This window comes from Streptomyces phaeolivaceus (genome assembly GCF_009184865.1).
Lineage (GTDB): Bacteria > Actinomycetota > Actinomycetes > Streptomycetales > Streptomycetaceae > Streptomyces > Streptomyces phaeolivaceus.
Map to the genome: position 1 here is coordinate 3580555 of NZ_CP045096.1, position 25456 is coordinate 3606010.

The 25456-nt window shown below is 70.3% G+C and carries 24 protein-coding genes, 1 tRNA gene and 1 pseudogene; 15 read left to right on the forward strand and 11 right to left on the reverse strand.

The window, feature by feature from the left end; translation table 11 throughout:
• Positions 1–2: 2 nt before the first annotated feature.
• Positions 3–1820, forward strand: a complete 1818-nt coding sequence (glmS, locus tag F9278_RS16780; RefSeq protein ID WP_152169079.1) for a glutamine--fructose-6-phosphate transaminase (isomerizing) — start codon at positions 3–5, stop codon at positions 1818–1820.
• Between the two features lie 253 nt (positions 1821–2073).
• Here glmS and F9278_RS16785 read toward each other — a convergent pair whose 3' ends face one another.
• Positions 2074–2604: a universal stress protein gene (locus F9278_RS16785; RefSeq protein ID WP_152169080.1), complete on the reverse strand. Its 531-nt coding sequence runs from the start codon at positions 2602–2604 to the stop codon at positions 2074–2076.
• Positions 2605–3036: 432 nt separating this feature from the next.
• Here F9278_RS16785 and F9278_RS16790 point away from each other — a divergent pair, with 432 nt between their 5' ends.
• The 4 genes from F9278_RS16790 (at position 3037) to F9278_RS16805 (ending at position 5955) form a co-directional block, all read left to right on the forward strand.
• On the forward strand, positions 3037–3441 hold the full coding sequence (locus F9278_RS16790; RefSeq protein WP_152169081.1) for a hypothetical protein: 405 nt from the start codon (positions 3037–3039) through the stop codon (positions 3439–3441).
• 378 nt (positions 3442–3819) lie between these two features.
• On the forward strand, positions 3820–5049 hold the full coding sequence (locus F9278_RS16795) for a helix-turn-helix domain-containing protein (RefSeq protein WP_152169082.1): 1230 nt from the start codon (positions 3820–3822) through the stop codon (positions 5047–5049).
• Between the two features lie 103 nt (positions 5050–5152).
• Complete coding sequence (gene orn, locus F9278_RS16800; protein ID WP_152169083.1) at positions 5153–5755, forward strand: oligoribonuclease; 603 nt, start codon at positions 5153–5155, stop codon at positions 5753–5755.
• 127 nt (positions 5756–5882) lie between these two features.
• Positions 5883–5955 (forward strand) — tRNA-His (locus F9278_RS16805).
• Between the two features lie 61 nt (positions 5956–6016).
• Here F9278_RS16805 and F9278_RS16810 read toward each other — a convergent pair.
• Positions 6017–6496 (reverse strand): hypothetical protein, encoded by a 480-nt coding sequence (locus tag F9278_RS16810; protein ID WP_152169084.1) that lies wholly within the window; start codon positions 6494–6496, stop codon positions 6017–6019.
• Between the two features lie 60 nt (positions 6497–6556).
• The gene (locus F9278_RS16815) at positions 6557–7414 is read right to left on the reverse strand and encodes a serine/threonine protein kinase (RefSeq protein WP_152169085.1); all 858 of its coding nucleotides are present in this window, start codon (positions 7412–7414) and stop codon (positions 6557–6559) included.
• A 143-nt stretch (positions 7415–7557) separates the two neighbouring features.
• Between F9278_RS16815 and F9278_RS16820 the strand changes: the two genes are divergently transcribed.
• On the forward strand, positions 7558–7902 hold the full coding sequence (locus F9278_RS16820; RefSeq protein ID WP_152169086.1) for a hypothetical protein: 345 nt from the start codon (positions 7558–7560) through the stop codon (positions 7900–7902).
• Positions 7903–8287: 385 nt separating this feature from the next.
• Positions 8288–9133, forward strand: coding sequence for an aminoglycoside phosphotransferase family protein (locus F9278_RS16825; protein ID WP_152169087.1), 846 nt, complete (start codon positions 8288–8290; stop codon positions 9131–9133).
• Between the two features lie 327 nt (positions 9134–9460).
• Here F9278_RS16825 and F9278_RS16835 read toward each other — a convergent pair whose 3' ends face one another.
• Positions 9461–9799, reverse strand: a complete 339-nt coding sequence (locus tag F9278_RS16835) for a hypothetical protein (protein WP_152169089.1) — start codon at positions 9797–9799, stop codon at positions 9461–9463.
• A gap of 158 nt (positions 9800–9957) precedes the next feature.
• Here F9278_RS16835 and F9278_RS16840 point away from each other — a divergent pair, with 158 nt between their 5' ends.
• Positions 9958–10263: a GntR family transcriptional regulator gene (locus F9278_RS16840; protein ID WP_152169090.1), complete on the forward strand. Its 306-nt coding sequence runs from the start codon at positions 9958–9960 to the stop codon at positions 10261–10263.
• 503 nt (positions 10264–10766) lie between these two features.
• On the opposite strand, the gene F9278_RS16845 is transcribed toward F9278_RS16840, so the two are convergent.
• Positions 10767–11822 (reverse strand): LacI family DNA-binding transcriptional regulator, encoded by a 1056-nt coding sequence (locus F9278_RS16845; protein WP_152173907.1) that lies wholly within the window; start codon positions 11820–11822, stop codon positions 10767–10769.
• Between the two features lie 596 nt (positions 11823–12418).
• Between F9278_RS16845 and F9278_RS16850 the strand changes: the two genes are divergently transcribed.
• From F9278_RS16850 to F9278_RS16865, 4 genes are all read left to right on the forward strand, one after another.
• A complete protein-coding gene (locus F9278_RS16850; RefSeq protein WP_152169091.1) occupies positions 12419–13789 on the forward strand; it encodes an ABC transporter substrate-binding protein in 1371 nt (456 codons plus the stop codon).
• Between the two features lie 14 nt (positions 13790–13803).
• A complete protein-coding gene (locus tag F9278_RS16855) occupies positions 13804–14808 on the forward strand; it encodes a carbohydrate ABC transporter permease (RefSeq protein WP_152169092.1) in 1005 nt (334 codons plus the stop codon).
• 10 nt (positions 14809–14818) lie between these two features.
• The gene (locus F9278_RS16860) at positions 14819–15736 is read left to right on the forward strand and encodes a carbohydrate ABC transporter permease (protein WP_152169093.1); all 918 of its coding nucleotides are present in this window, start codon (positions 14819–14821) and stop codon (positions 15734–15736) included.
• Positions 15737–15871: 135 nt separating this feature from the next.
• Positions 15872–17314 carry a GH1 family beta-glucosidase gene (locus F9278_RS16865; RefSeq protein ID WP_152169094.1) on the forward strand — a complete coding sequence of 481 codons (1443 nt, stop codon included), beginning with the start codon at positions 15872–15874 and terminating at the stop codon, positions 17312–17314.
• A 111-nt stretch (positions 17315–17425) separates the two neighbouring features.
• On the opposite strand, the gene F9278_RS16870 is transcribed toward F9278_RS16865, so the two are convergent.
• Entirely contained in the window at positions 17426–17908 is a 483-nt protein-coding gene (locus F9278_RS16870) for a GNAT family N-acetyltransferase (RefSeq protein ID WP_152169095.1), read from the reverse strand.
• 164 nt (positions 17909–18072) lie between these two features.
• Between F9278_RS16870 and F9278_RS16875 the strand changes: the two genes are divergently transcribed.
• On the forward strand, positions 18073–18516 hold the full coding sequence (locus tag F9278_RS16875) for an NUDIX domain-containing protein (protein WP_152169096.1): 444 nt from the start codon (positions 18073–18075) through the stop codon (positions 18514–18516).
• A gap of 174 nt (positions 18517–18690) precedes the next feature.
• On the opposite strand, the pseudogene F9278_RS47125 reads toward F9278_RS16875, so the two are convergent.
• From F9278_RS47125 to F9278_RS16890, 3 genes and pseudogenes are all read right to left on the reverse strand, one after another.
• A pseudogene (locus F9278_RS47125) lies at positions 18691–18891 on the reverse strand (PIN domain-containing protein); the annotation flags it as partial.
• Between the two features lie 29 nt (positions 18892–18920).
• Positions 18921–19130 (reverse strand): type II toxin-antitoxin system VapB family antitoxin, encoded by a 210-nt coding sequence (locus F9278_RS16885; RefSeq protein WP_152169097.1) that lies wholly within the window; start codon positions 19128–19130, stop codon positions 18921–18923.
• A gap of 57 nt (positions 19131–19187) precedes the next feature.
• Positions 19188–19652, reverse strand: coding sequence for an ATP-binding protein (locus tag F9278_RS16890; protein ID WP_152169098.1), 465 nt, complete (start codon positions 19650–19652; stop codon positions 19188–19190).
• 254 nt (positions 19653–19906) lie between these two features.
• Between F9278_RS16890 and F9278_RS16895 the strand changes: the two genes are divergently transcribed.
• On the forward strand, positions 19907–20788 hold the full coding sequence (locus F9278_RS16895) for a helix-turn-helix domain-containing protein (RefSeq protein WP_152169099.1): 882 nt from the start codon (positions 19907–19909) through the stop codon (positions 20786–20788).
• Positions 20789–20798: 10 nt separating this feature from the next.
• Positions 20799–20990 carry a DUF397 domain-containing protein gene (locus F9278_RS16900; RefSeq protein WP_152169100.1) on the forward strand — a complete coding sequence of 64 codons (192 nt, stop codon included), beginning with the start codon at positions 20799–20801 and terminating at the stop codon, positions 20988–20990.
• On the opposite strand, the gene F9278_RS16905 is transcribed toward F9278_RS16900, so the two are convergent.
• Positions 20965–25146 (reverse strand): trypsin-like peptidase domain-containing protein, encoded by a 4182-nt coding sequence (locus tag F9278_RS16905; protein ID WP_152169101.1) that lies wholly within the window; start codon positions 25144–25146, stop codon positions 20965–20967. The two genes, F9278_RS16900 and F9278_RS16905, sit on opposite strands and share 26 nt — an antisense overlap.
• The gene (locus F9278_RS16910) at positions 25130–25441 is read right to left on the reverse strand and encodes a trypco2 family protein (protein ID WP_152169102.1); all 312 of its coding nucleotides are present in this window, start codon (positions 25439–25441) and stop codon (positions 25130–25132) included. The genes F9278_RS16905 and F9278_RS16910 overlap by 17 nt, the downstream gene beginning before the upstream one ends.
• Between the last annotated feature and the right edge of the window lie 15 nt (positions 25442–25456).

Sequence of the window (25456 nt, forward strand, 5' to 3'; positions counted from 1 at the left end):
ATATGTGCGGGATTGTCGGTTACATCGGCAGGCGTGATGTGGCGCCGCTGCTCCTGGAGGGCCTGCAGCGCCTGGAGTACCGGGGCTACGACTCGGCGGGCATAGTGGTCACCTCGCCCAAGACGGCCGGTCTGAGGATGGTCAAGGCCAAGGGCCGGGTGCGTGACCTGGAGGCCAAGGTCCCCGCGCGCTTCAAGGGCACCACCGGTATCGCGCACACCCGCTGGGCCACCCACGGCGCCCCGTCCGACCTGAACGCCCACCCGCACATGTCGGCCGACAACAAGGTCGCCGTCGTCCACAACGGCATCATCGACAACGCCTCCGACCTGCGCAAGAAACTCGAAGCGGACGGCGTCGAGTTCCTCTCCGAGACCGACACCGAGGTCCTCACCCACCTCATCGCCCGCTCCCAGGCCACCACCCTGGAGGAGAAGGTCCGCCAGGCCCTGCGGATCGTCGAGGGCACGTACGGCATCGCCGTGATGCACGCCGACTTCAACGACCGCGTCGTCGTCGCCCGCAACGGCTCCCCCGTCGTCCTCGGCATCGGCGAGAAGGAGATGTTCGTCGCCTCGGACATAGCCGCTCTGGTCGCCCACACCCGCCAGATCGTCACCCTCGACGACGGCGAGATGGCCACCCTCAAGGCCGACGACTTCCGCACCTACACCACGGAGGGCACCCGCACCACGGCGGAGCCCACCACCGTGGAGTGGGAGGCCGCCTCGTACGACATGGGCGGCCACGACACGTACATGCACAAGGAGATCCACGAGCAGGCCGACGCCGTGGACCGCGTGCTGCGCGGCCGGATCGACGACCGGTTCTCCACCGTGCACCTCGGCGGCCTCAACCTGGACGCCCGTGAGGCGCGCCAGATCCGCCGGGTGAAGATCCTCGGCTGCGGCACCTCGTACCACGCGGGCATGATCGGCGCCCAGATGATCGAGGAGCTGGCCCGTATCCCCGCGGACGCCGAGCCGGCCTCCGAGTTCCGCTACCGCAACGCGGTCGTCGACCCCGACACCCTGTACATCGCCGTCTCCCAGTCCGGCGAGACGTACGACGTGCTGGCGGCCGTGCAGGAGCTGAAGCGCAAGGGCGCGCGGGTGCTGGGCGTGGTGAACGTCGTCGGCTCGGCGATCGCCCGCGAGGCGGACGGCGGCATCTATGTGCACGCCGGCCCCGAGGTCTGTGTCGTCTCCACCAAGTGCTTCACCAACACCACCGTGGCGTTCGCCCTGTTGGCGCTCCACCTGGGCCGCACCCGCGACCTCTCCGTCCGCGACGGCAAGCGGATCATCGCGGGCCTGCGCAAGCTGCCCACGCAGATCGCCGAGATGCTGGAGCAGGAGGAGGAGATCAAGAAGCTGGCCCAGGAGTACGCCGAGGCCCGCTCGATGCTCTTCATCGGCCGCGTCCGGGGCTACCCGGTGGCCCGTGAGGCCTCCCTGAAGCTCAAGGAGGTCTCGTACATCCACGCCGAGGCCTACCCCGCCTCCGAGCTGAAGCACGGCCCGCTGGCACTCATCGAGCCCGCCCTCCCGACGGTCGCCATCGTCCCCGACGACGACCTGCTGGAGAAGAACCGTGCCGCGCTGGAGGAGATCAAGGCCCGCAGCGGCAAGATCCTCGCCGTCGCCCACCGCGAGCAGGAGAAGGCCGACCAGACGATCGTCGTCCCCAAGAACGAGGACGAACTCGACCCGATCCTGATGGGCATCCCCCTCCAACTCCTCGCCTACCACACGGCATTGGCCCTGGGCCGCGACATCGACAAGCCGCGCAACCTGGCGAAGTCGGTGACGGTGGAGTAGAGGGCCCTCCCGGCCCCTTCCGGAACGAAGACGGACCCCCATGTGATGCCACCCATCACCAGGGGGTCCGTTCGACAACGCCGGGTTCGCCCGACACCCGAGCGCCGCTGCCAACTACCGTGGCCGTCACACCACTCCGTCCGGCATCACGCCGGTTATGCCCTTCACAAGGACACAAACACCCCTACGCGCCAGTAGACTTACGCGTTTCCGAAAGTCGTTCCGAAGGCCGTTCAACAGGCCGTCCCGAAGGTCAGGGAATGACGATGACCGGCCGCCGCGCCCGCTTCGCGAGCCGCCCCGCGACGGACCCGAAGATCCGCCCGACGATCCCGTGCGTCGACCCGACGACGATCGCGTCGGCCTCGTACTCCCGCCCCACCTCTTCGAGTTCGTGGCAGATGTCGCCGCCGCGCTCGACGAGGATCCAGGGCACCTCGGCGAGATAGTCCGCGCAGGCGAGTTCCAGTCCGAGCACCTCGGTCCGGTGATCGGGGACGTCGACGAAGACGGGTGGCTCGCAGCCGGCCCACACGGTCGTGGGCAGCCGGTTGGCGACATGCACGATGATCAGGCCCGAGCCGGAACGCCGGGCCATGCCGATGGCGTACGCGAGGGCGCGCTCACTGGACGTCGAACCGTCGAAACCGACGACGACGCCGTGCTTGAAGGCAGGATCGCAGGAGGGGCGTGTCTCTTCCGCCGCAAGGGGCTCGGCCGCCGTGTGATCGGCGACGGGCCGCCGCTTGCGGTCCGCGGAGTCGAAGAATTCTTGACCGGCCATGGGTGTCTCGGCGTTTGGATCCTCGTGTGGGACGACGTGGATGGGACGTCAGTGTGCGGCGGAGCCGTGTCCGGGAATCATCTTCCCGACCCCATACCCCCAAGGGTACGACCGCACGCCTCCTCCGCCCAGATCCCGCACCGGCTGCGCGGGGTTCCAGGGAGCATGCACGAGCACCGCCCCGTAACGCAATGGTTGCTGCCCCGTACAGCCGGTTTCCACAGGAACACGAACGCGACGGGCAGGGGCCCGCCGCTGCCCGCGCAGTCGCCCCCACCGCGGGCAGTCCTGCCACCAGGGGTCGCACCGGTGGGCGCGGCGACACCGCGATCAAGAAGCACAAGCAGTGCGGGCGGTACCAGTGACCGACAGGTCGAACACGCGTTGAACCCCGGTAAGCCGACCCCGAGGGAGTACAGGAGGGAGCCCGCAGTGCCCGCACACCGCACCGCGCCCCGATCCGCCCCCGAAACCGACGAGCTCCCCCCGACCGCCCCCCACTCCCCCCAGCCCCCGCACGACGCCCCCGCCCCCGCGCCGGACACCGCCACGGACGTGGTCCGCTGGGCGGCCTTCAGCTGCGTCCTCGTCCCGGTCGTCCTCGTCTGGTACGGCACCTCCCTCGCCGGCGCCACAGGCGCCGCCCTGGGCCTCGCCGCGGTCACCGGCGTCTGCCGGGTCCTGTTGCGCCAGTCCGAACGCGGAGCGGCCCGCGCGGCCCGCACGGCCCGTTCGATGACCGAAGATCGCACCCCCCGGCACGGCCGACGCGGACGCTCCGCTTCCGGGGCGCACAGGGGCGGACGGAACTCCGGCCCGAGTACGCCGGTCGACTGACCGGTTTCCGCGCACACCCCCGTATCTTTTCAGCCAACTTCGGCCACCTGCACATCCCTTGGTCGAACACCCCTCCACCCCCCGTTCGACCTGCGCTGAAAGGGGTCCAGGGGCCGCGCGCACCCTACGTGGACCGGCCACTGGGACGAGGCGTACTTCCCTGCACGGCCCACGAGTGCAACGCTTCGTGATCGAATGCTTCACGCCAAGTTGCCATGTCGACAATGTGCCGGATGCCGAACTGGTCACGCCGGCACCACGGGACACAGTAGATTCGATCATGACTGTCTTACGGCGGGGGACTCGTGCAGGACCAAGGGGAAACGTGCAGGAGCGACACAACCGAGGAGCCGCGACCACCGAGGGGGGCTTAGCAGTATGAGCCACGACTCCACCGCCGCGCCGGAAGCCGCGGCCCGGAAGCTGTCCGGGCGACGCCGCAAGGAGATCGTCGCGGTGCTGCTGTTCAGCGGCGGCCCCATCTTCGAGAGTTCCATACCACTGTCGGTGTTCGGGATCGACCGCCAGGACGCCGGCGTACCGCGCTACCGCCTGTTGGTGTGCGCGGGCGAGGAAGGCCCGCTGCGGACCACGGGGGGCCTGGAACTCACCGCACCGAACGGCCTTGAGGCGATCTCGCGTGCGGGCACGGTGGTCGTGCCCGCATGGCGTTCGATCACCTCACCGCCGCCGGAGGAGGCGCTCGACGCACTGCGCCGAGCGCACGAAGAGGGTGCCCGCATCGTCGGGCTGTGCACCGGCGCGTTCGTGCTGGCCGCCGCCGGTCTGCTCGACGGCAGGCCCGCGACGACGCACTGGATGTACGCGCCGACGCTGGCCAAGCGCTATCCGTCCGTACACGTCGATCCACGAGAGCTCTTCGTGGACGACGGCGACGTACTGACATCGGCCGGCACCGCGGCCGGAATCGATCTCTGTCTGCACATCGTGCGGACGGATCACGGGAACGAGGCGGCCGGCGCGCTGGCCCGCCGTCTGGTGGTCCCACCACGCCGATCGGGCGGCCAGGAGCGCTATCTCGATCGGTCTTTACCAGAGGAGATCGGCGCCGACCCGCTCGCCGAGGTCGTCGCCTGGGCGCTGGAGCACCTCCACGAGCAGTTCGACGTGGAGACGCTCGCGGCACGGGCGTACATGAGCCGTCGTACGTTCGACCGCCGGTTCCGCTCGCTCACCGGGAGCGCTCCCCTGCAGTGGCTGATCACTCAGCGCGTGCTGCAGGCACAGCGTCTGCTGGAGACGTCGGACTACTCGGTGGACGAGGTGGCGGGCCGCTGCGGCTTCCGCTCCCCCGTCGCGCTGCGCGGGCACTTCCGGCGGCAGCTGGGCTCGTCCCCGGCGGCGTACCGGGCGGCGTACCGGGCACGGCGTCCGCAGGGCGAGAAGCACAGCGACCACCACCACGACGGCCCGCACGGCGTCCCGGGGCCGTCCCCGGTGTCGCCGGAGCACGCCCCGGTGCCGCTCCAGGCCCGGCGCACGGCCGCGGCGAGCACCCTGGCGCCGTCGGCGTCCCTCTCCACGGAGGGCGCCAAGCCGGAGCTGTACGCGACGGGCCGCCTGCCGGGCCAGCGCAGCGCGCCGTAGGCCGCACGGCTGTGTGACGGCCCGGTCCCGCACCCGATCACCCGGTGATCACCCTGGTGCGGGACCGGGCCGTACGGCTGTCACGGGCCGTAAGGTGAGACACATGAACGATCGCATGGTGTGGATCGACTGCGAGATGACCGGCCTCTCGCTGTCCGACGACGCGCTCATCGAGGTGGCCGCCCTCGTCACCGACTCCGAGCTGAACGTGCTCGGCGAAGGTGTCGACATCGTCGTCCGCCCGCCGGACTCGGCACTGGAGACCATGCCGGAGGTGGTGCGCGCCATGCACACCGCGTCCGGCCTCCTCGACGCACTGCCCGGCGGTACGACGCTGGCCGACGCGGAGGCGCAGGTCCTGGCGTACGTACGGGAACACGTGAAGGAACCGGGCAAGGCCCCCCTGTGCGGCAACTCGGTGGGCACGGACCGCGGCTTCCTGTCGCGGGACATGCCGACCCTGGAGGACTACCTCCACTACCGCATCGTGGACGTCTCCTCGATCAAGGAACTGGCCCGCCGCTGGTACCCGAGGGCGTACTTCAACAGCCCCGAGAAGAACGGCAACCACCGGGCCCTCGCCGACATCCGCGAGTCCATCGCCGAGCTGCGCTACTACCGCGAGGCGATCTTCGTCCCGCACCCCGGGCCCGACTCGGACACGGCCCGCACGATCGCCGCGAAGCACGTCCTGCCCGCGGGGTAGCCGGGTGGACGGGGCCCTGCCGGGCCCCGGACGGCCCCCACCGAAACGCGGGCGCGAGCACCCCTTCCGACCCTGTACACTTTTTCTCGGCCGGTCGGTGAAACCTTCGGATGAACCGCCGGTCATGGTGGGTGTAGCTCAGCTGGTAGAGCACCTGGTTGTGGTCCAGGATGCCGCGGGTTCGAGTCCCGTCACTCACCCTGAAGGAACGAGCCCCGATCCGGGAACGGATCGGGGCTCGTTCGCGTACCGGGGCCAGGCTCAGCAGGAGTCGTAGCGCCAGACACCGGCCTCGCGGGCCCACGGCTCCCGCTTCTGGTCGAACTTGGGCATGCCGACGCCGTAGGAGACGCGGGCCGAGTCGCCCGACATCTCGTCGACCGCGAACCGCTTCACCTCCTTCGGCTCGTGGTCACCGATGGCCCGCTCGGTCTGCTCGGCCCGTTCGGTCAGCACGGCCATGCCCTCGCGCGTGATCTGCTTCTGGCAACGTGCGGACAGCATGCCGAAGGTGGTGTCTGGCTCGTTCGCGTAGTACGCGGCGGCGTAGGCACGGACGGCCGCTTCGAGGCCGGCGGTGTCGGCATCCGAAGCCGCGGACCGGCTGGGCATGGCGCTCGGCTGCCGCTCGGCACTCGCGGACGGTTTCTCCTCGGCTCCGCTCGGCCCGTCGTCGGACGTGCACGCGGTGAGCGAGAGAAGCGTGGTGGCGGCGAGTAAGACGGTGACACGGGTGCGCATGGGTCCCCCTGGAAGTGGTGTGCGAAAGAGCATCGTGGCACGGCGGGCCGGGAGGCGGCCTCAGGAGCCCCGTCCCTCGGCCACACCGCGCCAGGCGTCCGCGAACTCGCCGACCCCCGCGAAGCGTTCACCGGGGTCGGGACGCACGGCCCGCTCCAGCACGGCCGGTTGGGCCGCCGTACCCCGCCAGGCACGCTCCTCGTCGCCCGCGTCGAGCAACAGGCGGGCGGTGCGGCCCAAGGCGTGGACCGTGGTGCGGATGTCGATGACCGCACCCCGCTCGAACTCCTCCGGCGCCATGAAACGGGTCGACACCGGCAGCCGTTCGGCGTCCGGCACGAAGGGGCCGGGTCGGTACTCGTCGAGGTCGATCAGGTGGAGTTCGCGGGTGACGAAGTCGTACAGCAGCGCCCTGTCGTAGAGGTCCACGGCGACGTATCCGGCGGTATGGACGGCGGTATGGACGGCGAGATGGGCATCGAGATGGGCGTCGAGAACGCGGGCGAAGGCCGCCTCGACCCCGGCGTGCGGGAGCGCCCGGAAGCGGGCCATCGGGCTGCCCGGGCCCGTACGGTCCCCTCGGCCGCGCTGCGCCGGGCCGTACAGCACCTCCCCCTCCCGCCAGGGCATGACGACGGCGAGCCCCTCCCCGAGGGCGATCCGGTGCACCTGCGGGACGATCACCGGATGCCGCACGGCCCGATGAAAACCCCATGCCCGCCGCAACGACCGCAGCCCCGCCCCCTCGACGGCCGCCTTCACCAACCACCGCTCACCATCCGGCCCCGGCAACCGCACGCCGTACGCCACACACCCCGGGTCCTGCTTCCCGAAGACCCGGAAGACATCACCGATCCGGACCAGGTACGCCTCCGACGGACCCTCGATCCGGTCCCCACACAGGCCGCCTATCCGAATGATGAGTATTCAGAGGGATAAACAGTGAGGTAGTGGCCAAAGCGCGTACTTTTCCGTCATGGGTGAGTCCGGGATCCTGGTGGAGGCAGCATGGTGATGTGCCTGACCGCAGGAGCAGTGCTGCCTTGAGAGGGGAGAGAGGGATGGCAGCCGAACAGTCAGAACAGGTGGTCGAGGCCGACGGTGTGATCACGGTCGACGCCGAGCGGGCGGGCGACGCGGTGGAGTTGGCCGCGTCGGGCGCGTGGTGGGCCTTCTTCCGGGCGCACCGCATCTTCAACCTGAGGGTCAACATTCCGGGGGCCGTACCCGGGAACCTGCTGTGGGCGTCCCTGACGGAGTGCACCCCCGGCAGCAACATCCCGCAGCTGGGGTCGGCGACCACGCACACCTACAACGTCGTTCCACAGGACGGCTTCGTACTGATCCGCGGCGAGATCGACTGGGACGAGGACCTGCTCATCCGCGTCAGCCTTCTCTTCGGCTGACGCGGGTCTCCCCTCCGCCTCCACCGCCGCTGACGGCCGAGAAAGCGGAGGGACATGGCAGGTGACCGGGCGGCGTCCTGCTCACGGGGCGCCGCCCGCGTTCGCACCCAGGCCCGCTCGCCCCCGCGCCCCATGAGTTCCTGGGGGCGGGCGGGGCCTCGCCCCGGCAAGGACACGTGTCCCGATTGGGGGCCGCCCATGTCAGCGAGGAGCATCGTGGCACGGCAGGGCGGGTGCCGGTCTCACGAGCCCCTGCCTCTCAGCCATGCCACGCGTCCGCGAACTCCCGTACTCCCGCATGGCGTTGAGCTACACAGGTCCCGTTTTGCGATGCTCATCGCCACGTGTGCGCGTGTAGGTGCACTCAACAACGAGGGAGAACCAGATGGAGCCAGTGGAACTCCGCCTCGCGGTCGCGGCGGGACGGGCGACCGCTTCAGAACTGGGACTTCGGGTCGACGACGCGATCGTCATCCACAACTCGGACCGCGTCGCGCTGCACCTGGTCCCTTGCGATGTTCTGGCTCGGGTCGCGCCTTCGGGGCATCTGGCTGATTCCGAGTTCGAGGTAGAGGTCGCTCGCCGTCTCGCCGACGTCGACGCTCCGGTGGCCGAGCTCGACCCTCGGGTCGAGGCCCGAGTCCATGTGCGTGACGCCTTCGCCGTCTCGCTCTGGACCTACTACGAACCTGTGCGATCAGCGATCGCGCCGGCCGACTACGCAGACGTGTTCCTGCGCCACCATGCCGCCCTGCGCCGGAGCGATCTGGACGCACCGCATTTCACCGAACGAGTCGCTGCGGCACTGAGACAGGTGAACGACCGGGAGCACTCCCCCGAACTGCCCGATTCCGACCGGGAACTCCTCTCCCACACACTCAGCGGACTGAGCGCCGCGATCGGCGCCGACAGAGCGGGCGACCAACTCCTGCACGGCGAGCCGCATCCGGGCAACCTCCTGAACACGAGGCGCGGGCCGCTCTTCGTGGACCTCGCCACGTGCTGCCGCGGGCCGATCGAGTTCGACCTCGGCCATGCGCCCGAAGAAGTGGGCAAGCACTATGCGGGGGCTGACCAGGGCCTGATTCACCAGTGCCGCGCCCTCAACTGGGCAATGTTCGCAGCCTGGCGCTGGCGCCGAGACGACCAGATGCCCGCCCGGGACCACTGGAGGCAGGAGGGGCTCGACCGGGTCCGTACCGCGCTCGATCGTTGTGGTCTCGATTCGTAGTTCGTAGACCGGGGTCCGCCGAGGTGCATGCCGCGCACCGCGAAGTCGTGCATCGGGGCCAGGCTGTCGGCAGTACGCCCCATAGCCCCATCCATGGTGGGGCTATGGGGCGTACTGCCACACGCACACAGACCGTCGGCCGGCCTCTACAACCTTTCCCCTCTCGACCGCGCATTGCTTCTGGCGACGCCCTCAGTCAGCGCTTCCGCCTGCGTCACCGGCCTGAGCAGTTCCGGTCGGGCATCCCACTCTCTGCCACCACCGACCGGCCGCAGTTGCACGTACGATCCAATGCACCCCATCACCCCGCAGGCTCGCAAGCACCCATCACGCCACCGCCTCCGCACCGACCACATGCCCGTCGAGATCGATCCCGAAGTCCGCCGCGAGCACCAGCGCGAGCCGACGCCGCGCCTGCCGCGCCTCCTCCCGCTCGGACTCGACGACGTACGGCCGGACCATGACGGTGGCACCGCCGTCGAGCGGACCGTGGAGGCCGTACGGGGACCGCCGGACCGGTAGCCGCTGCGGGGCCGCGGTCGCCGTACGCGGTCGAGGGCCCGGAGGCGATCCGGCCGCCGGGCAGGCAACGGCGGCCCGGCGCCTGCCCGTGCCGGGGGCGACGACGCCCAGGGCCCACCGCAGACACGCGTGGATAATGCTCACTGTCGTCAGCTCCTTCGAAGCTGGTGGCCATGCCCCCGGACGTTCGCCGCGTCGCGGGGGTCTTCTCTTGTCGTGACGACGTTAGCGCAACCTGGTCATGCCCTGCCATGGCATGACACAGAAGAACCCTGTTTCCCATGGGCACATACGGTCTAGCCATGGTGGACATCCCGAAGGGCTACGGCCCGGACGCCGAACTGGACCCGGAAGCGGCCGACCCGCTGTACCTGCAGCTCGCCGCAGTCCTCATCTCCCGCATCGACAACGGCACATACGCGCTGGGCCGCGCCGTACCAGGCGTCGACCGGCTGATGCAGGAGTTCGGGATCGCTCGGGGGACGGCCCGCAAGACGTTGGTGCTGCTGGCCGAGATGGGTTACGTACGGACGGTCGTCGGCAAGGGGTCCTTCGTGATCGAACGCGAGGCCGTCGAAGCGGCCAAGGACGACGAATCCACCGGCTGACACCCCCTCTCTCGCCTGGTGACCCGCGATCCCAGGCAGTTCAAGAGCCCATCGCGCCACGAAGAGGACCGAGGAACGCCGGCTCGGCACCGGGTCAGGCCCCGGCCGCACGGTGCATGTGGAGGTGTACGGCTGCGCCGACGAGGACCCCGAGACGGCCTACCGGCGCATCCTGGACCACGGAATGAACTGCCCGACCTGCCCTGCCGGACCCTGGACCAGAACGGCCACGCGAACAGCGACTGCGACAGCTGCCCTACGCCTCACCTCGCCTGGGGGATGGCACGCCGCCAGACCGCCTGAACCAACGACTCCCGGTCGGGGCAGCCCATGTCAGTGCCGGCCCGTAGCGTGGTGACATCACCTCCGCGTTGCCGGCTGCGCGCGGCTGGTCGAAGGCGGGGTTCGGGCCGCGATGCGGGTCCGGGCCCTTCCTGCCGGTCACCAGCCGACTGGGAGTTACGAAGTGAACTTCCCCAGCGCATGGGCAACCATGGCCTGCTTCAAGAAGAATCCCGCGCCACCAACACCGTAGGCAGCACCACCTGCCGCCGTTCCAACCCCCGCGACACCGCCGGGCGGCGGTCGGCGATCTCGTCGAGGAGGAGGTCGATCATGGCTCGGCCCATTTCCTCTATGGGCTGGCGGACGCTCGTGAGCGGCGGGTCCATGTGGCGGGCGATGGCCGAGTCGTCGTAGCCGACGAGGGCCACGTCGTCGGGTATGCGGCGGCCGGCCTCGCGGAGGACCTGGCGGGCGCCCGCGGCCATGACGTCGGACTCGGCGAAGACCGCGTCGAGGTCGGGGCAGCGGGACAGGAGTTCCTTCATCGCCCTCCGGCCGCCCTCCTCCGTGAAGTCGCCGGGGACGATCAGGCGCTCGTCGACCGCGCGGCCGGCGTCCTCCAGGGCCTCGCGGTAGCCGACGACACGCCGCTGGGCACCGTAGACGTCCAGGCGCCCGGTGATCGTGGCGATCCGGGCGCGGCCCCGCTCGATCAGGTGTTCCACCGCCGAGCGCCCGCCGCCGTAGTTGTCGGAGTCGACGGAGGGCAGCGTCTCGTGCTCCGAGCGGGGGCCGCTGATCACCGCCGGGATTTCCAGTTGTGACAGCAGATCGGGGAGCGGGTCGTCCGCGTGGACCGAGACCAGCAGGACACCGTCGACGCGGTGCGCGGCCAGGTACTGGGCCAGGCGCCGCCGCTCCCGGTCGCTGCCCGCGAAGATCAGCAGGAGCTGCATCTCCGTGTCGGACAGTTGCGCGCCCACGCCCTTGAGGATGTCGGAGAAGTACGGCTCGGCGAAGAAGCGGGTCTCCGGCTCCGGGACGACCATCGCGATCGCGTCGGTGCGGTTCGCCGCGAGCGCGCGGGCCGCCGTGTTCGGGACGTAGCCCAGCTCCGCGACGGCCGCCTCGACCGCCGCGCGGGTCGCGTCGCTGACCCGGGGCGAGCCGTTGATCACCCGGGACACCGTCCCCCGGCCCACTCCGGCCCGTGCGGCGACCTCTTCCAACGTCGGCCGCCCACCGCTCCGGCCCCGTGCTCCGTGGCCTGCCACCATGGTCGCCTCCCGTTCACACCGCGCTGGCGTGGAATCTAACAGTCCTGATCCTCGTACGACGTCCGGGAAGGGTTCACGGGGAGGGTTCGGCCGGCCACGACCGCCCCCGGTGACACCTGGGACACCTGAGACACCTGGGACGGGGCGGGCGGGCATCGGCCGGTCGCCCCGGCCGCCGTCCAGGTCAGGGCGACCGGCCGGTTACACGAGTCCAACGGTCCGGCGACGGCCGCGCCAGAGGCCGGCACCGGGGCCCGACACCCGAGCCCGGCCCCCTTCCCGCCGCCCTCCGAAGCCCCGCTCCAGACCCAACCCCGGCCCAACCCCGCCCCTTCCGACCGTTTCCGGGCATGCCCGGCCCCGGCCCCCGGGTTAGTTAACAGCCCGATAACCGAAGACATCTCTCCGCGCTCGCTCCCTTGACACCCCCGCACGAACCGACGACTCTTCAACACATCACTCGTGGGAGCGCTCCCACAGTACCTGGCACTTACACATCCCGCACGTTCCCCGCCCGAGCCGCAGCATGAACCAATGGGCCCAACAACGCAGTTGGCCGGGGGGTCGGCACGTCAGGGCATCAGGAGGACGCAATGCGAGCACGTACCCTCCCGCACTCTCGGCTCCGGTCGGGCGGGGGCACCCGTAACGCCCGCAGGACGCGCAGGGCGGTCGCCATCGCGGCCGTCGCCGCGCTGGGCGCCGGGCTGCTGGCCGGCTGTGCCGACGACGGCAAGGACGAAGAGGGCTCGTCGTCGGACGGCGGCGGTGGCGGCGGCGGCAAGACCAAGATCACCCTGGGGCTCTTCGGCACCGCGGGCTTCGAGGAGTCCGGTCTGTACAAGGAGTACGAGAAGCTCCACCCGGACATCGACATCGAGCAGACCGTCACCGAGCGCAACGAGAACTACTACCCCGCTCTCCTCAACCACCTGACGACCGGCAGCGGCCTCCAGGACATCCAGATGATCGAGGTCGGCAATATCGCCGAGATCGTCCAGACCCAGTCGGACAAGCTGCTCGACCTGTCGAAGTACGGCAAGAAGAGCGACTACCTGGAGTGGAAGTGGCAGCAGGCCACCACCTCCGGGGGTCAGACGATCGCCGTCGGCACCGACGTCGGCCCGATGGCCATCTGCTACCGCAAGGACCTCTTCGAGGCGGCCGGTCTGCCCACCGACCGCGCGGAGGTCGGCAAGCTGTGGGCGGGCAACTGGGACAAGTTCATCGAGACCGGCAAGCAGTACAAGGCGAAGGCGCCCAAGGGCACCACCTTCCTGGACTCCCCCGGCGGTCTGCTGCAGGCGATCCTCAGCGGTGAGAAGGACCGGTTCTACGACGCCTCCGGCGAGGTCATCTACAAGACGAACCCGGCCGTCAAGACCGCCTTCGACCTCACCTCAGAGGCCGCCGAGGACGGACTGATCGGCAACCAGACGCAGTTCCAGCCGGCCTGGGACACCACGATCGCCAACAGCAAGTTCGCGGCGATGTCCTGCCCGCCGTGGATGCTCGGCTACATCAAGGGCAAGTCGAAGCCCGAGGCGGCCGGCAAGTGGGACATCGCCCAGGCGCCGAAGTCCGGCAACTGGGGCGGCTCCTTCCTGTCCGTGCCGAAGAACGGCAAGAACGCCGAGGAGGCCGCGAAGCTGGCCGCCTGGTTGACCGCGCCGGAGCAGCAGGCCAAGCTCTTCGCCGTACAGGGCAGCTTCCCGAGCACCCCTGCCGCCTACGACTCGACCGCGGTGAAGGACGCCAAGAACGACATGACCGGTGACGCGCCGATCGGCACGATCTTCGCCGAGGCTGCCGCGAACATCCCGGTCCAGACGATCGGCCCGAAGGACCAGATCATCCAGCAGGGCCTGACCGACAACGGTGTGATCCTCGTGACCCAGGGCAAGTCCGCCGAGGAAGCCTGGAAGAACGCCGTCAAGACCATCGACAACGCACTGGACAAGTGACCGGTATGCCCGGTATGCCCACACGGCACGACAGCGCCGCGCCCCCCACCGAGGGGGGCGCGGCCCCGGCCCGCCCGCCCGTGGAGTCCGCGGCCGAGGAGCGCCGCCGGGCCCGGCTCTCCCGCCGCTGGCAGCGGGACGTGCGCTGGAGCCCGTACGCCTTCGTCTCCCCCTTCTTCCTGCTGTTCGTCGCGTTCGGCCTGTTCCCGCTGCTCTACACCGGCTGGGCCTCGCTGCACGCGGTGGAGCTGACCGCGCCCACCGACATGAGCTGGGTGGGACTGCGCAACTTCACCCGGATCTTCGACGACGAGTTCTTCTGGAACGCGGCGCGGAACACCCTGATCATCGGGGTCATCTCGACCGTCCCGCAGCTGATGATGGCGCTGGGCATCGCGCACATCCTCAACTACAAGCTGCGCGCCTCGACGTTCTACCGGGTCGTGATGCTCGCCCCGTACGCCACGTCGATCGCCGCCGCGACCCTGGTCTTCGTGCTGCTCTTCGGCCGCGACTACGGAATGATCAACTGGGGTCTGGGGCTGCTCGGTTTCGACCACATCGACTGGCAGAACGGCGAGTGGTACTCGAAGATCGCCGTGTCGACCATCGTCATCTGGCGCTGGACCGGCTACAACGCGCTGATCTACCTCGCCGCGATGCAGGCCATCCCGCAGGATCTGTACGAGTCGGCGGCCCTGGACGGCGCCAGCCGCTGGAAGCAGTTCCTCCATGTGACGCTGCCGTCGCTGCGCCCGACGATCCTCTTCACCGTCGTCGTCTCGACCATCGGCGCCTCGCAGCTCTTCGCCGAGCCGCTGCTGTTCGACGCCAACAAGGGCGCGTCCGGCGGCTCCCAGCACCAGTTCCAGACGCTCGGCCTCTATCTGTACGAGCAGGGCTGGGTGAACCAGCACCTGGGCCGGGCCTCCGCCATCGCCTGGACGATGTTCCTGATCCTCATCGTGGTCGGAATCGTCAACTACGTCATCTCGCGCCGGCTGCGCGCCAGCAGTTAGGAGACCGGCCGTGACGACGACCATGACCAAACCCCCGGCCGACGCCGTGCCCGAGCCGCCGAAGAACGGCGGTCGCAGGCGTGGCCCGAAGGCGGCGCGCGCGGGCGGGCAGCATCACGCGGGCCCCGTCGCGTACATCATCCTCATCGTGTTCACCCTCGTGTCGATCTTCCCGTTGTTCTGGACGGCGGTCGCCGCCTCCCGGGACAACGCGCGGCTGGCGGACACCCCTCCGCCGTTCTGGTTCGGCGCGAACCTGTTCGAGAAGCTCGAAGTGGCCTGGAGCGACGCCAATCTGGGCGAGGCGTTCCTCAACACGACGATCGTGGCGGGCGTTTCGTCGCTGACCATCGTCTTCCTGTCCACGATCGCCGGCTTCGCCTTCGCCAAGCTGCGGTTCCGGGGCCGGGGCGCGCTGATGCTGATCGTGATCGGCACGATGATGGTGCCGCCCCAACTCCAGGTGATCCCGCTCTACATGATGGTCGCCAAGCTCGACTGGACCGACCAGTTGCAGGCGGTGATCCTGCCGTCGCTGGTCAGCGCGTTCGGTGTGTTCTTCATGCGGCAGTATCTGCTCCAGGCGCTGCCCGACGAGATCATCGAGGCGGCCCGCGTCGACGGCGCGGGCAGCTGGCGGGTGATCTGGCACGTGGTGTTCCCGGCCGCGCGGCCCGCGATGGCCGTCCTGGGCATGCTGATGTTCGTCCAGACCTGGAACGACTTCCTGTGGCCGTTCCTCGTCCTGACCCAGCTGGGCAATCCGACCGTGCAGGTCGCGGTCGCCGGTCTGGGCCGCGGCTACACCCCCGACCAGGCCCTCATCATGGCGGGCGCGCTGCTCAGCACGCTGCCGCTGCTGCTGGTCTTCGCGATCTTCGGCAAGCAGATCGTGGGGGGCATCATGCAGGGCGCGGTGAAGGGCTGAGGCCCGGGTCCGCCTTCGTTCGTCTCCTCGGCAGGGCCGGGTCACCGCCGCCTCGGCCCCTGTCTCTCCCTCCCTCCGTTCCACTCCCCCCACCCACCTCCGTCGGTCTACCCGACCACCTATGGGAGCGCTTCCATGCCTGAACCCGTGAACCCGGTCACCCCGGTGACCTTTCCGCCCGCCTTCCTCTGGGGCGCGGCCACCTCCGCGTACCAGATCGAGGGCGCGGTGCGCGAGGACGGCCGTACGCCCTCCATCTGGGACACCTTCAGCCACACCCCGGGCAAGACCGCCGGTGGCGAGACCGGTGACATCGCTGTCGACCACTACCACCGCTACCGCGACGACGTGGCGCTGATGGCGGACCTGGGCCTCAACTCGTACCGCTTCTCCATCTCCTGGTCGCGGGTGCAGCCGACGGGCCGGGGCCCGGCGATCCAGCGCGGTCTGGACTTCTACCGGCGGCTGGTCGACGAGCTGCTGGAGAAGGGCATCAAGCCGGCCGTCACCCTCTACCACTGGGATCTGCCGCAGGAGTTGGAGGACGCGGGCGGCTGGCCCGAGCGGGACATCGTGCACCGCTTCGCCGAGTACGCGCGGATCGTGGGCGAGGCGCTCGGCGACCGGGTCGAGCAGTGGATCACCCTCAACGAGCCGTGGTGCACGGCGTTCCTGGGCTACGGCTCCGGGGTGCACGCGCCGGGCCGTACGGACCCGGTGGCGTCGCTGCGCGCGGCCCACCATCTGAACGTGGCGCACGGGCTGGGGGTCGCGGCGCTGCGCTCGGCGATGCCCGCCCGCAACTCGATCGCGGTGAGCCTGAACTCGTCGGTGGTCCGGCCGGTCACGAACTCCCCCGAGGACCTGGCGGCGGCCCGGCGGATCGACGACCTGGCCAGCGGTGTCTTCCACGGGCCGATGCTGCACGGGGCGTACCCGGAGACCCTGTTCACCGCGACCTCGTCGCTGACGGACTGGTCGTTCGTGCTGGACGGTGATCTGGCGACGGCCAACCAGCCGCTGGACGCGCTGGGGTTGAACTACTACACGCCCACGCTGGTGGGTGCCGCGGACGCCGATCTCAAGGGTCCCCGGGCGGACGGCCACGGGGCGAGCGAGCACTCGCCGTGGCCGGGCGCGGACGACGTCCTGTTCCACCAGACTCCGGGCGAGCGTACGGAGATGGACTGGACCATCGACCCGACCGGTCTGCACGAGCTGATCATGCGGTACGCGCGCGAGGAGGCACCGGGGCTGCCGCTGTACATCACCGAGAACGGCGCCGCGTACGACGACAAGATGGACGCGGACGGCCGGGTCCACGACCCCGAGCGCATCGCCTATCTGCACGGCCACCTCCGGGCGGTCCGGCGCGCGATCGCCGAGGGCGCGGACGTCCGCGGCTACTACCTGTGGTCCCTGATGGACAACTTCGAGTGGGCGTACGGCTACGGGAAGCGCTTCGGTGCCGTGTACGTCGACTACGCCACCCTCACCCGTACGCCGAAGTCCAGCGCGTACTGGTACGGGCAGGCGGCGAGGACGGGGGCGCTGCCGCCGCTGACCACGTCGGCCTGAGGGCGGCGGGGGCGTAGGGCCGGGGGCTCGGGGGAGCCCCCTGGGGAACGGGGGAGCGGGGGTCCGGGGCGCGGCGCGTATAGGGGAGCGCCGCGCCCCGGACGGTTTGCGTCAGAGGCGCCGGTAGTAGTGCGCCGTCGGGAACGGCACGCAGCCGAGGCTCTCGTACAGAGCGCGGGCGGGGGAGTGGAACGCGTCGCCGCCGGTGCCGATCTCGACGAGCCGCACGCCCCGGCCGCGAAGGTCGGCGAAGGCGTGCTCGCACAGGGCGGTGCCCGTGCCGTCGCCACGGTGCCGCTCGTCCACGGCGAGCAGGGTGATCTCGCCGTGATGCCGGGCGGGGTCGGCCTGCCAGGCGACGTAGCCGGCGATCAGGCCGTCGGTCTCGGCGACCGCGACGTACTTGTGCCGGTCCGGGTCGTGCAGGGTGGGGACGTGCGCGCGGTAGTCGCCGCGCCAGTCGGCGTGCAGCGTGCCGAGGACGAGCCCGTCGAGCACCGGTCCGACGGAGTCCTCGAAGAACGGCCGGAACGTGTCGATGGTGAGCTGGGTCAGTCGCGCCAGATCATCCTGGCCGAACGCGCGAATGAGCATGGAGTGGACCTCTCGAAACCTGAGGGAGATGAGGGAGGAAAAGGACACCTCTGACCCGCCGGTCATCCGTGATGCGCCGGTGGGCCGATCCTCAGTGGCGAGTACGCCAGGAAGCGAAGCACTCCATAGGGGGCATGCTAGCGGCCTACGAAGGGACGAGTCTCATGACTTTGCTGGTCGCCGCCGTCATCGTCCACGACCGGGACGCTGGGCGGGTCGTGCTCCTCCAGCGGGGCGAGAACGCCAGGTTCGCGCGGGGCAGATGGCATCTGCCGGTCGGCAAGAGCGAGCCCGGGGAGCCGATCACCCGGACCGCCGTGCGCGAGCTGTACGAGGAGACCGGGCTGACCGTGAAACCCGAGGCGCTGGAGGTCGTGCACCTCGTCCACGCGGCCCGGGGCGTCGACGCACCGGACGGCTTCCTCACCGTCGTCTTCGCCACCCACGAGTGGACCGGCGACCTGGAGAACCGGGAACCCCACAAACACGCCCAGGTCCGCTGGACCGACACCACCTCCCTCCCCGAGGACTTCGTGGAGGGCGACGCGGCCGGGCTGCACGGGTATCTCGCCGGTGGCCCGCGGCTGTCCCTCTACGACTGGGAGTAGCTGCGGGCATGCCGCGAGGACGGGGGCGCTGCCGCCGCTGGTGACCACGTCGGCTTGAGGGCGGCGGGGCTCAGGGGCGGGGGAGCCCTCAGGGGAGCGGGATCCGGGGCACGGCGGGTACAGGGGGAGCGCCGCGCCCCGGGTGTGGGTCAGAGAGTGCCCTGGGGATGCCAGCCATTGGGTCGGCTGGCCGGTGTCCGAGGCGATGGTCTCGAAGTCGTTGTCATAGTGGAGCACGGTCAGGCCCTGGAGTTCCGCGGTCGCGGCGATCAGCAGGTCGACAGCGCCCGCGGAACGATGCTTTCCGCGGTCGGTGAGGTTTCGCTGTACCTCCCATGCCCGTGTCACCGCCCGGTCGTCCAGGGGAGTCCAGCCGCTGGCGTCGACCAAGTGGACGGCGGCGGTCATCGACGGTAGTGCTCCATGCCGAGCAGCATGTCGAAGTCCCCGGCGTCCGCCCGCGCCGCGAGCCTGGCCAGCGCGAGCGCCCGCTTCTTGCGTTCGACGCCTTCCTTGAGCGCGGGGCCGACGGTGTCCTTCTTGGTCTTGGTCCCGAAAGCCGTGGCGGCCTCGGCCAGCAGTTCCTCGTCGATGTCGATCAGTGTCTTGGCCATGAGCGCTCCCCCTTATATCCGAATACCGATCGAGTAGGTCCAGGGACGCGAGGGCCGTCAGGACGGACCGGTCCACGTCGGAACGCCGATTGAGGGAGCGGGTCGCGCGGGCGTGAGCGCCGCCCGTGAGGCACCTGCTCCCAGTTCGAACCACGTGGCCTTGCCTCGGCCGGAGTCGACCGTGTCCACACCCCACGCGTGGGCGCCGAACGCGATCAGCCGCAGACCCCGGCCACCCTCGTCGTCAGGGGCGGCCGAGCGGGCGGTGGGCAGCCCTGTGGCCTCGTCGTGGACAAGGATGCGGAGGCGGGCGGGGCGGAGCCAGGCGGCGTGGAGGATGACGGATGTCGTGCAGCCCTTCGCCGCACAGGCGTTGATGGCGTTGGTGACGGTCTCGGAGGTCAACAGGACTGCGGTGTCCGTGAGTTCCGGGTGGCCGGAGGCGGCGAGAAGGGCTCTGACGACTTCCCGGGCGGGGCGGACCCAGACGGGGTGGGGCGGGAAGGCGAGGGAGACGTTCATGGCGGAGGACCTCTCGGTGAGCCTGGGGTGCGCACGCGGTGACCAGGTCCGAGCCTCGGCGCCATGGGAACTGGCTTGAGGGCGGGGGTACTTCCTCGTGGCGGGCGGTTGGGCCGATGTCGACGTTAGGTCCACATATGGAAGAGTTACAACCGTGTACATGAGACTTCCCTCTTGGGAGTGACGCCCTCGCAGCACGTTGGACGTCGACACAACGTGCGCGGCACACTGCGCACGCCCACAAGGAGGACCGCATGCCACCCAGGACCCACCCCAGCGAACGCCAGCGCCGCCTTGGCAGCGAGCTGCGCAGACTGCGCATCCGGGCCGGATTGTCGGGTGACGCCGCCGCAAGGCTCATCACCGCCGAGCGCACGAGGATCAGCCACATCGAATCCGGCCGCGTCGATGTTCCGCGCAACGGGATGTACAGGCTGCTCCGCGCGTATGGCTGCCCCGAAGGCACTTATTTCGAACAACTGCTGGAGATGGCACACGAGAGCGGGAGGGGCTGGTGGGGTGGCTTCCGCGACACGATCGGCCCCGCGGCTCGGGACCTGGCCGAACTCGAGGCCCGTTCACACGTGCTACGGACTCATGAGCCGCTACTCATCCCCGGCATGCTTCAAACCGAGGACTACGCGCACGCCGTCATCGAGGCCACGGAAGCCGACCCGCAACGCGTCCGCCGGTACACCGAGTTCCGGCTCGCCAGGCAGCGGGTGCTGACCGACACCCCTGCGGTGTCGTACCACGCCGTCATCCATGAGGCCGCGTTGCACACCCGAGTGGGTGGCCCCGCGATCACGCGCAGGCAATTGCTGCGGCTCATCGAAATCTCCCGGCTGCCCAACGTGACGGTGCAGGTGTTCCCGTTCGAAGCGGGGAACTACGCCGCGCACACGCAGTCGTTCGTCATCTACGGTGCGGCAGCCCCTGAGTTGGACACGGTCTACCTGGAGCACCCCACACAGTCGCTCTTCCTGAGGGATGGAGAGCAACTCACCGAGTACGCGAAGATGTTCGAGCGGCTCGCCGAGCTGGCACTGCCGCCGGTCGATCCCGAAGCGGCGCCCGAGTCGCACGACAGGCGCGACTCACTGAGCCTGATCCAGCACGTGATGTACACCCTCTGAAAGGACCGCAATGACTCAACTCGGCTGGCAGAAGTCATCGTTCAGCTCGGGCGGTGAGGGCAACTGCATAGAACTCGCGGCAGCCACCGCCTACCACATACACCTCCGCGAGAGCGACCGACCGGACCAGATCACCACGGCCACCCCCCGCGCCTTGGCGCACCTCTTGCGCACGGTCAAGGGCGGCAGCCTCGGTCGCTGAGGCCCAGTTGCGCGAAGACGACGTCCCGTACCCGCAGGACCGCGTCGGGGTCGATGGCGGCGAGGACCGGGAGCGCGTGGTGCCAGCCGACGGGGGTGAGCGCTTCCGTGAGGAGGGCGCGAGCGCGGGGGAGGTCCGGGCCGGACGGGGGCGGCAGGAGGAGCATGGCGAGGCGGCGGGCGAGCAAGGTGACATCGAAGGCGTCGTCGTAGAGCGGGACCGGCGCCCGGTCCGCGGGCAGGCACGCGGCGTGCGCGGCCAGCTGGGCGAGGGCGTCCGCACACCACTCTTCGTCCTCCGCGCGCCTGGCCGTCGACACGGCCGTCTCGTGGTCGCCGAGCGCCGCGTAGGCCAGCGCCGCTCCGCCCATCGACCGGGACCAGGGCGGCTCCGAGAGGAGAGACGAGGCGACCGTCTCGTCGAAGCGGTCCTTGGCAGCGATCGGATCGGTAGTGGCGGCAAGCAGGCTGTGCAGTATCCAACCGCCGTACCCCACCTCCGAAGGCGGTGGTTGTTCCTGGTGCGTCTCGGTCAGGAACCGCTCGACGCGGGACGCGCGCCCGGCGTCATGAGGCTGAACGGCCACCAGGAGTCGCACAGCGCGTGCCACGTCTCCGCGTGGCAGAAGGCGCAGGGCCTCGTCCACGAGTCGACCCGCGAGACCGGGGTCGTGCGGCCACAGACCGGCGGCCGCCTCGGCACGGGCACGGTCGGGATCGAACGTGAACGCCTGGGCTGCTTCCGTGAAGTCGGCGAGGAAATCGGCGACCAGCCGTGCCGCACCGGCCCACCCCAGAGCCTGAACCGTAGCCGTGAACGGCTCGGGGAAGACGTTCGCGTCCTCGACCGTACGGCTGAGTCGCACGGCCTTCTCGGCGAACCTCAGTGCTCGGTCGGCGTCGCGGTCCGCGAGGGCCAGCGAGACCGCGGCGCAACTCCAGGTTCGCGCCTTCGGCTCCTCGATCGCCCCGAGGAGTCGCTCGGCCTCGTCGGGACGGTCCGCCGTGGCCAGCGCCGGGGCCAGCATGGCAAGACGTTCCGGTGCGAGGAACGAAACCCGCCCGTCAGCAGACGTGCGCCCGTGCTCCGCCTGGTGCAGCAGCGCCAGTGACCGCTGAGGGTCGTCGGCAGCGAAGTGACCCGCGAGCGCGGCAAGCGCCTCGACGATGATCCTCCTCGGCACGGTCGCCTGTGCGGCATCGACCTCCCCAAGCAGCAGCGCTTCCACGTGCGTGGCCGCACCGGCGGCCGTGAGCAGGCCGACGACCCGGGCAACGGAGCCTTGGCCGCGTCTGAGGAAGACGTCGGCGTCCCACCGGGCGAGAGCAGCCCACGTCTCCACGACCGCTCCCCGCCGTGCCCAGCCCTCGACGATCCCCCACCAGACGTCCGAAGGCTCAAGCTGCCCGAGCGGGTAAACAACGGTCTGCGCGAGGTGTTGGGCCTCCGCCATCCGGTCCATGGTCACCAGGGCCAGGACCGCACTGGGAACGGCTGCTCCCCGGTCCGGCCGTCCGTCCGGGTCCAGCTCGGACACGACCGACTCGGCCAGCACCTTCGCTTCGTCGGAACAGGTGTCGCGCAGGGCATACGCGGCGATCGCCGTCAGGTTCTCGGAGCTATTCGCCCGCTTCCGGGCGGAGGCGAGCACCGATTCACGGAGGCGCGTCGCGTCCTCGGGAAAGCCCAGACCGGAGTATGCCTCGGCGAGGCGTGCCGTACCGCAGGCCCGATACAGCGTGCTGTCGCATCGCTCGACGGTGTCCTCCGCCTTCCTCAGCAGGACCGCCGCGCTCTCGGGGTCCCCCACCACGCCGGCGGCGGTGACCAGCGCATCGGAACAAGCCAACGCCGCTGACGCGTCGTCCGGCCTCGGAAGGTCCAGAAGGCCGCGCACCGCTTCGTCACGGCGGCCCGCCCGCGCCAGGGCGACGGCCAGCATGCCCCGCGCGGCCACAGTGCTCACCGCCACGTCACGCATCCATCTGTGCGGCGCCTCCTCCGCCAGCCGTACGGCTTCCTCCGCCAGCTCCACCGCCCGCTGGTCACCCGACTCGGCCAGGACACCGGCCACTCCGGTCAGCGCCCGCACCCGGTCCATAGGCAGGTAGACGCTCCGGGCGAGCCCGATGGCCTGACGGACACGGCCGAGGCGGGCGTGGACGGCCGGGATGTCCGGGTGCAGGGACTCGTTGCGTCTGGCCACGATGTCCGCCACCACCGCGAGCACCGCCGACGCCCCCAGGTCGTCGGGAGTGACCCGCCGTACGGTCTCGCGGGCCGCCTCGATCTCCGCCAGACACGCCGCGTCGCTGCCGGTCGCCGCGCGCAGGCGTTCCCGGCGCCGGGGATCCGTGGCGAGCGCGGTCGCGTGGCGCGCGTCCCGGAGCAGCGTGACCAGACGGCCGTACGGCTGGAGCAGATACGGCGGGGTGTCCTCCGGCCAGCCGCGCCGCTCGTATGCCTCCGCCCAGGCGTGCACCCGCTCCCGGTAGGCGTCCAGGTCGGGCCCCAACTCGTGCTCGGCGGCCCTGAGCAGGGTCTCGTGGGCGAAGAGATAGCCGCGACTGGTCATGTACATCGTCATGTCGGTGCCCGCGCTGTCGCCGCCACCGCCCCGCACCCGCAGGATGCGCCCGAAGACGCTGCCGAGCCGGTGTCGGAGTATGAAGCCGGTCTCGCCCGTGAGTTCACGCAGGTCCTCGACCGAGAGGGTGCCGCGCGCGGCGGTGAGCAGGCCGACCACGTCACGCTCCAACGGGTCACCGCCGAGGGCGCGTTGAAGGTCGTACTTGGCCTCGTGCTCGGTGTGGCGGGCCGCCGCCGAGGCGGAGATCCGGACGATCGGGCAGTCGCGCAGCGGATGGCCGCCCTTGACGTCCGACGGGATGCCGGGGCTCGGGCGGCTGGTCACCAGGACGCGGACGTTGGGCGGGAGGCGCTCCGGCAGGAGCGCCGCGATACTCGTCCCGCTGCCGCCGGGCTCGCGGGACTGGTCCTCGTCCAGCCCGTCCACGACGAGGAGGAGGGTGCCGCCGTCCTGGGCGACACGCTCGGCGGCCTCGCGCAGCAGGAGTCTGCGCTCGCCCTCGCGGGCGGACGGCGAGCTGTGGCGGATGGGTTCGCGGCCCGCGATCGCGGCGAGCTGTTCGATGAGGGCTCCGGTGTAGGCGGCGCCGTCCGACTGGCCGGCGTAGCGCGCGGTGATGAAGAACCAGACCGGTACGACGCCACGGGGCGGATGCAGCGCGAACCAGGCCGCGAGCGCCGTCTTGCCGGTCCAGGGTGGTCCCTGGAGCCAGCGGTACGGGGTGGGGCCGCCGCAGAACTCGACGAGGTCACGGAGTTCGGAGCGCCTGTCGGCCAGTGCCTCGGGGGCGATGTCGGAGAGCTGTGCCCGGTAGACCTCCTGGATGAGGTCGAGCGCGCTGGCAGGTACGGCGTCCGGCAGCTCACCCGGCAGCAGCCTACTGCCCAACTCCTCTTCCAGTGCGGCGAGTTCGGCCGATGCCAGTTTCTCCGCCCAGCGGTCCACCCGGCTCGCCGCGATCCGGCCGGGCCCGTCCGACCGGTGGTGACGGGTGACCAGCCCGACCAGACGGCCGCCCGCGAAGACGGCCGCGCCGGACATGCCCTCCCACGCGTCCCTCTCCGGGTCGGGGTCGTCCGCCGGGGGCGAGGTGACACACAGATCGAGGGTGCCCTCACGCCGGTTGGACAGGACGGCGCAGGTCGCACGGACGTGCTCGGCATCGCGGAAGCGTGAACCGTCGTCGTCCGTACGGAGTTTGAAGCGGGGGAATCCGAGGGCCGTGCAGCGCAGTACGGCGTCGTGCTCACCGACGCGCCCGTACGGGACCGGGGTGAGGTCCGTTCCGTCGTCCGGGACAGCGGGTGCGGCGACATCGAGTACGGCAATGTCGATGCCCTCGTGCCACCACGCCACCCTCGCCTCGACGATCCGCTCACCCGGCCGGTCGGCCTGGAAGCGTGCCCGGACGGCCGTGGCGCCCGCGACGACATGCGCGGCGGTCAGCACCTTGCCCGGCGAGACGAGATACCCCGAACCACGGCGCCCCACGGCACCACCCGGTGCGGGAACGATGATCTCGGCGACCCGCTCCGGCCGCAGACCCCGGTCAGCGTTCGCCGTCAACCTCGCCGCCCGCGATCAGCACCGGCTCCGGGGCGCGCCCGTCGCCCGCCATGGACTTGGGCGACAGGGTGACCGTGATCCGCTGGGTCCGCGCGTGCGCGTGCTTGCCGTTCGCCCCCGCGTCGACCACCCACAGCCGGACCTTTGAGTCCGCACCGGCCTCCCGGGTGACCGCGACAGTCGCCTCGATCTCCACGGGGCCGACCTCGAACCGGATCGCCTCACCGTCTCCGTCCGCGAGCGCGCTGGTCAGCTGCTGCCGCAACTCCCGGATCATGTCGGACAGTTCGATCACACTTCCCCCTCGGGC

Excerpts from the sequence above, each read along its gene's own strand:
- F9278_RS16870 (WP_152169095.1), bottom strand. The coding sequence starts at position 17,908 with ATGCTCATTCGCGCGTTCGGCCAGGATGATCTGGCGCGACTGACCCAG.
- F9278_RS16850 (WP_152169091.1), top strand. The coding sequence starts at position 12,419 with ATGCGAGCACGTACCCTCCCGCACTCTCGGCTCCGGTCGGGCGGGGGC.
- orn (WP_152169083.1), top strand. The coding sequence starts at position 5,153 with ATGAACGATCGCATGGTGTGGATCGACTGCGAGATGACCGGCCTCTCG.
- F9278_RS16890 (WP_152169098.1), bottom strand. The coding sequence starts at position 19,652 with ATGAACGTCTCCCTCGCCTTCCCGCCCCACCCCGTCTGGGTCCGCCCC.
- F9278_RS16820 (WP_152169086.1), top strand. The coding sequence starts at position 7,558 with ATGGCAGCCGAACAGTCAGAACAGGTGGTCGAGGCCGACGGTGTGATC.
- F9278_RS16900 (WP_152169100.1), top strand. The coding sequence starts at position 20,799 with ATGACTCAACTCGGCTGGCAGAAGTCATCGTTCAGCTCGGGCGGTGAG.
- F9278_RS16840 (WP_152169090.1), top strand. The coding sequence starts at position 9,958 with ATGGTGGACATCCCGAAGGGCTACGGCCCGGACGCCGAACTGGACCCG.
- F9278_RS16825 (WP_152169087.1), top strand. The coding sequence starts at position 8,288 with ATGGAGCCAGTGGAACTCCGCCTCGCGGTCGCGGCGGGACGGGCGACC.
- F9278_RS16895 (WP_152169099.1), top strand. The coding sequence starts at position 19,907 with ATGCCACCCAGGACCCACCCCAGCGAACGCCAGCGCCGCCTTGGCAGC.
- F9278_RS16865 (WP_152169094.1), top strand. The coding sequence starts at position 15,872 with ATGCCTGAACCCGTGAACCCGGTCACCCCGGTGACCTTTCCGCCCGCC.
- F9278_RS16795 (WP_152169082.1), top strand. The coding sequence starts at position 3,820 with ATGAGCCACGACTCCACCGCCGCGCCGGAAGCCGCGGCCCGGAAGCTG.
- F9278_RS16885 (WP_152169097.1), bottom strand. The coding sequence starts at position 19,130 with ATGGCCAAGACACTGATCGACATCGACGAGGAACTGCTGGCCGAGGCC.
- glmS (WP_152169079.1), top strand. The coding sequence starts at position 3 with ATGTGCGGGATTGTCGGTTACATCGGCAGGCGTGATGTGGCGCCGCTG.
- F9278_RS16785 (WP_152169080.1), bottom strand. The coding sequence starts at position 2,604 with ATGGCCGGTCAAGAATTCTTCGACTCCGCGGACCGCAAGCGGCGGCCC.
- F9278_RS16875 (WP_152169096.1), top strand. The coding sequence starts at position 18,073 with ATGACTTTGCTGGTCGCCGCCGTCATCGTCCACGACCGGGACGCTGGG.
- F9278_RS16810 (WP_152169084.1), bottom strand. The coding sequence starts at position 6,496 with ATGCGCACCCGTGTCACCGTCTTACTCGCCGCCACCACGCTTCTCTCG.
- F9278_RS16855 (WP_152169092.1), top strand. The coding sequence starts at position 13,804 with ATGCCCACACGGCACGACAGCGCCGCGCCCCCCACCGAGGGGGGCGCG.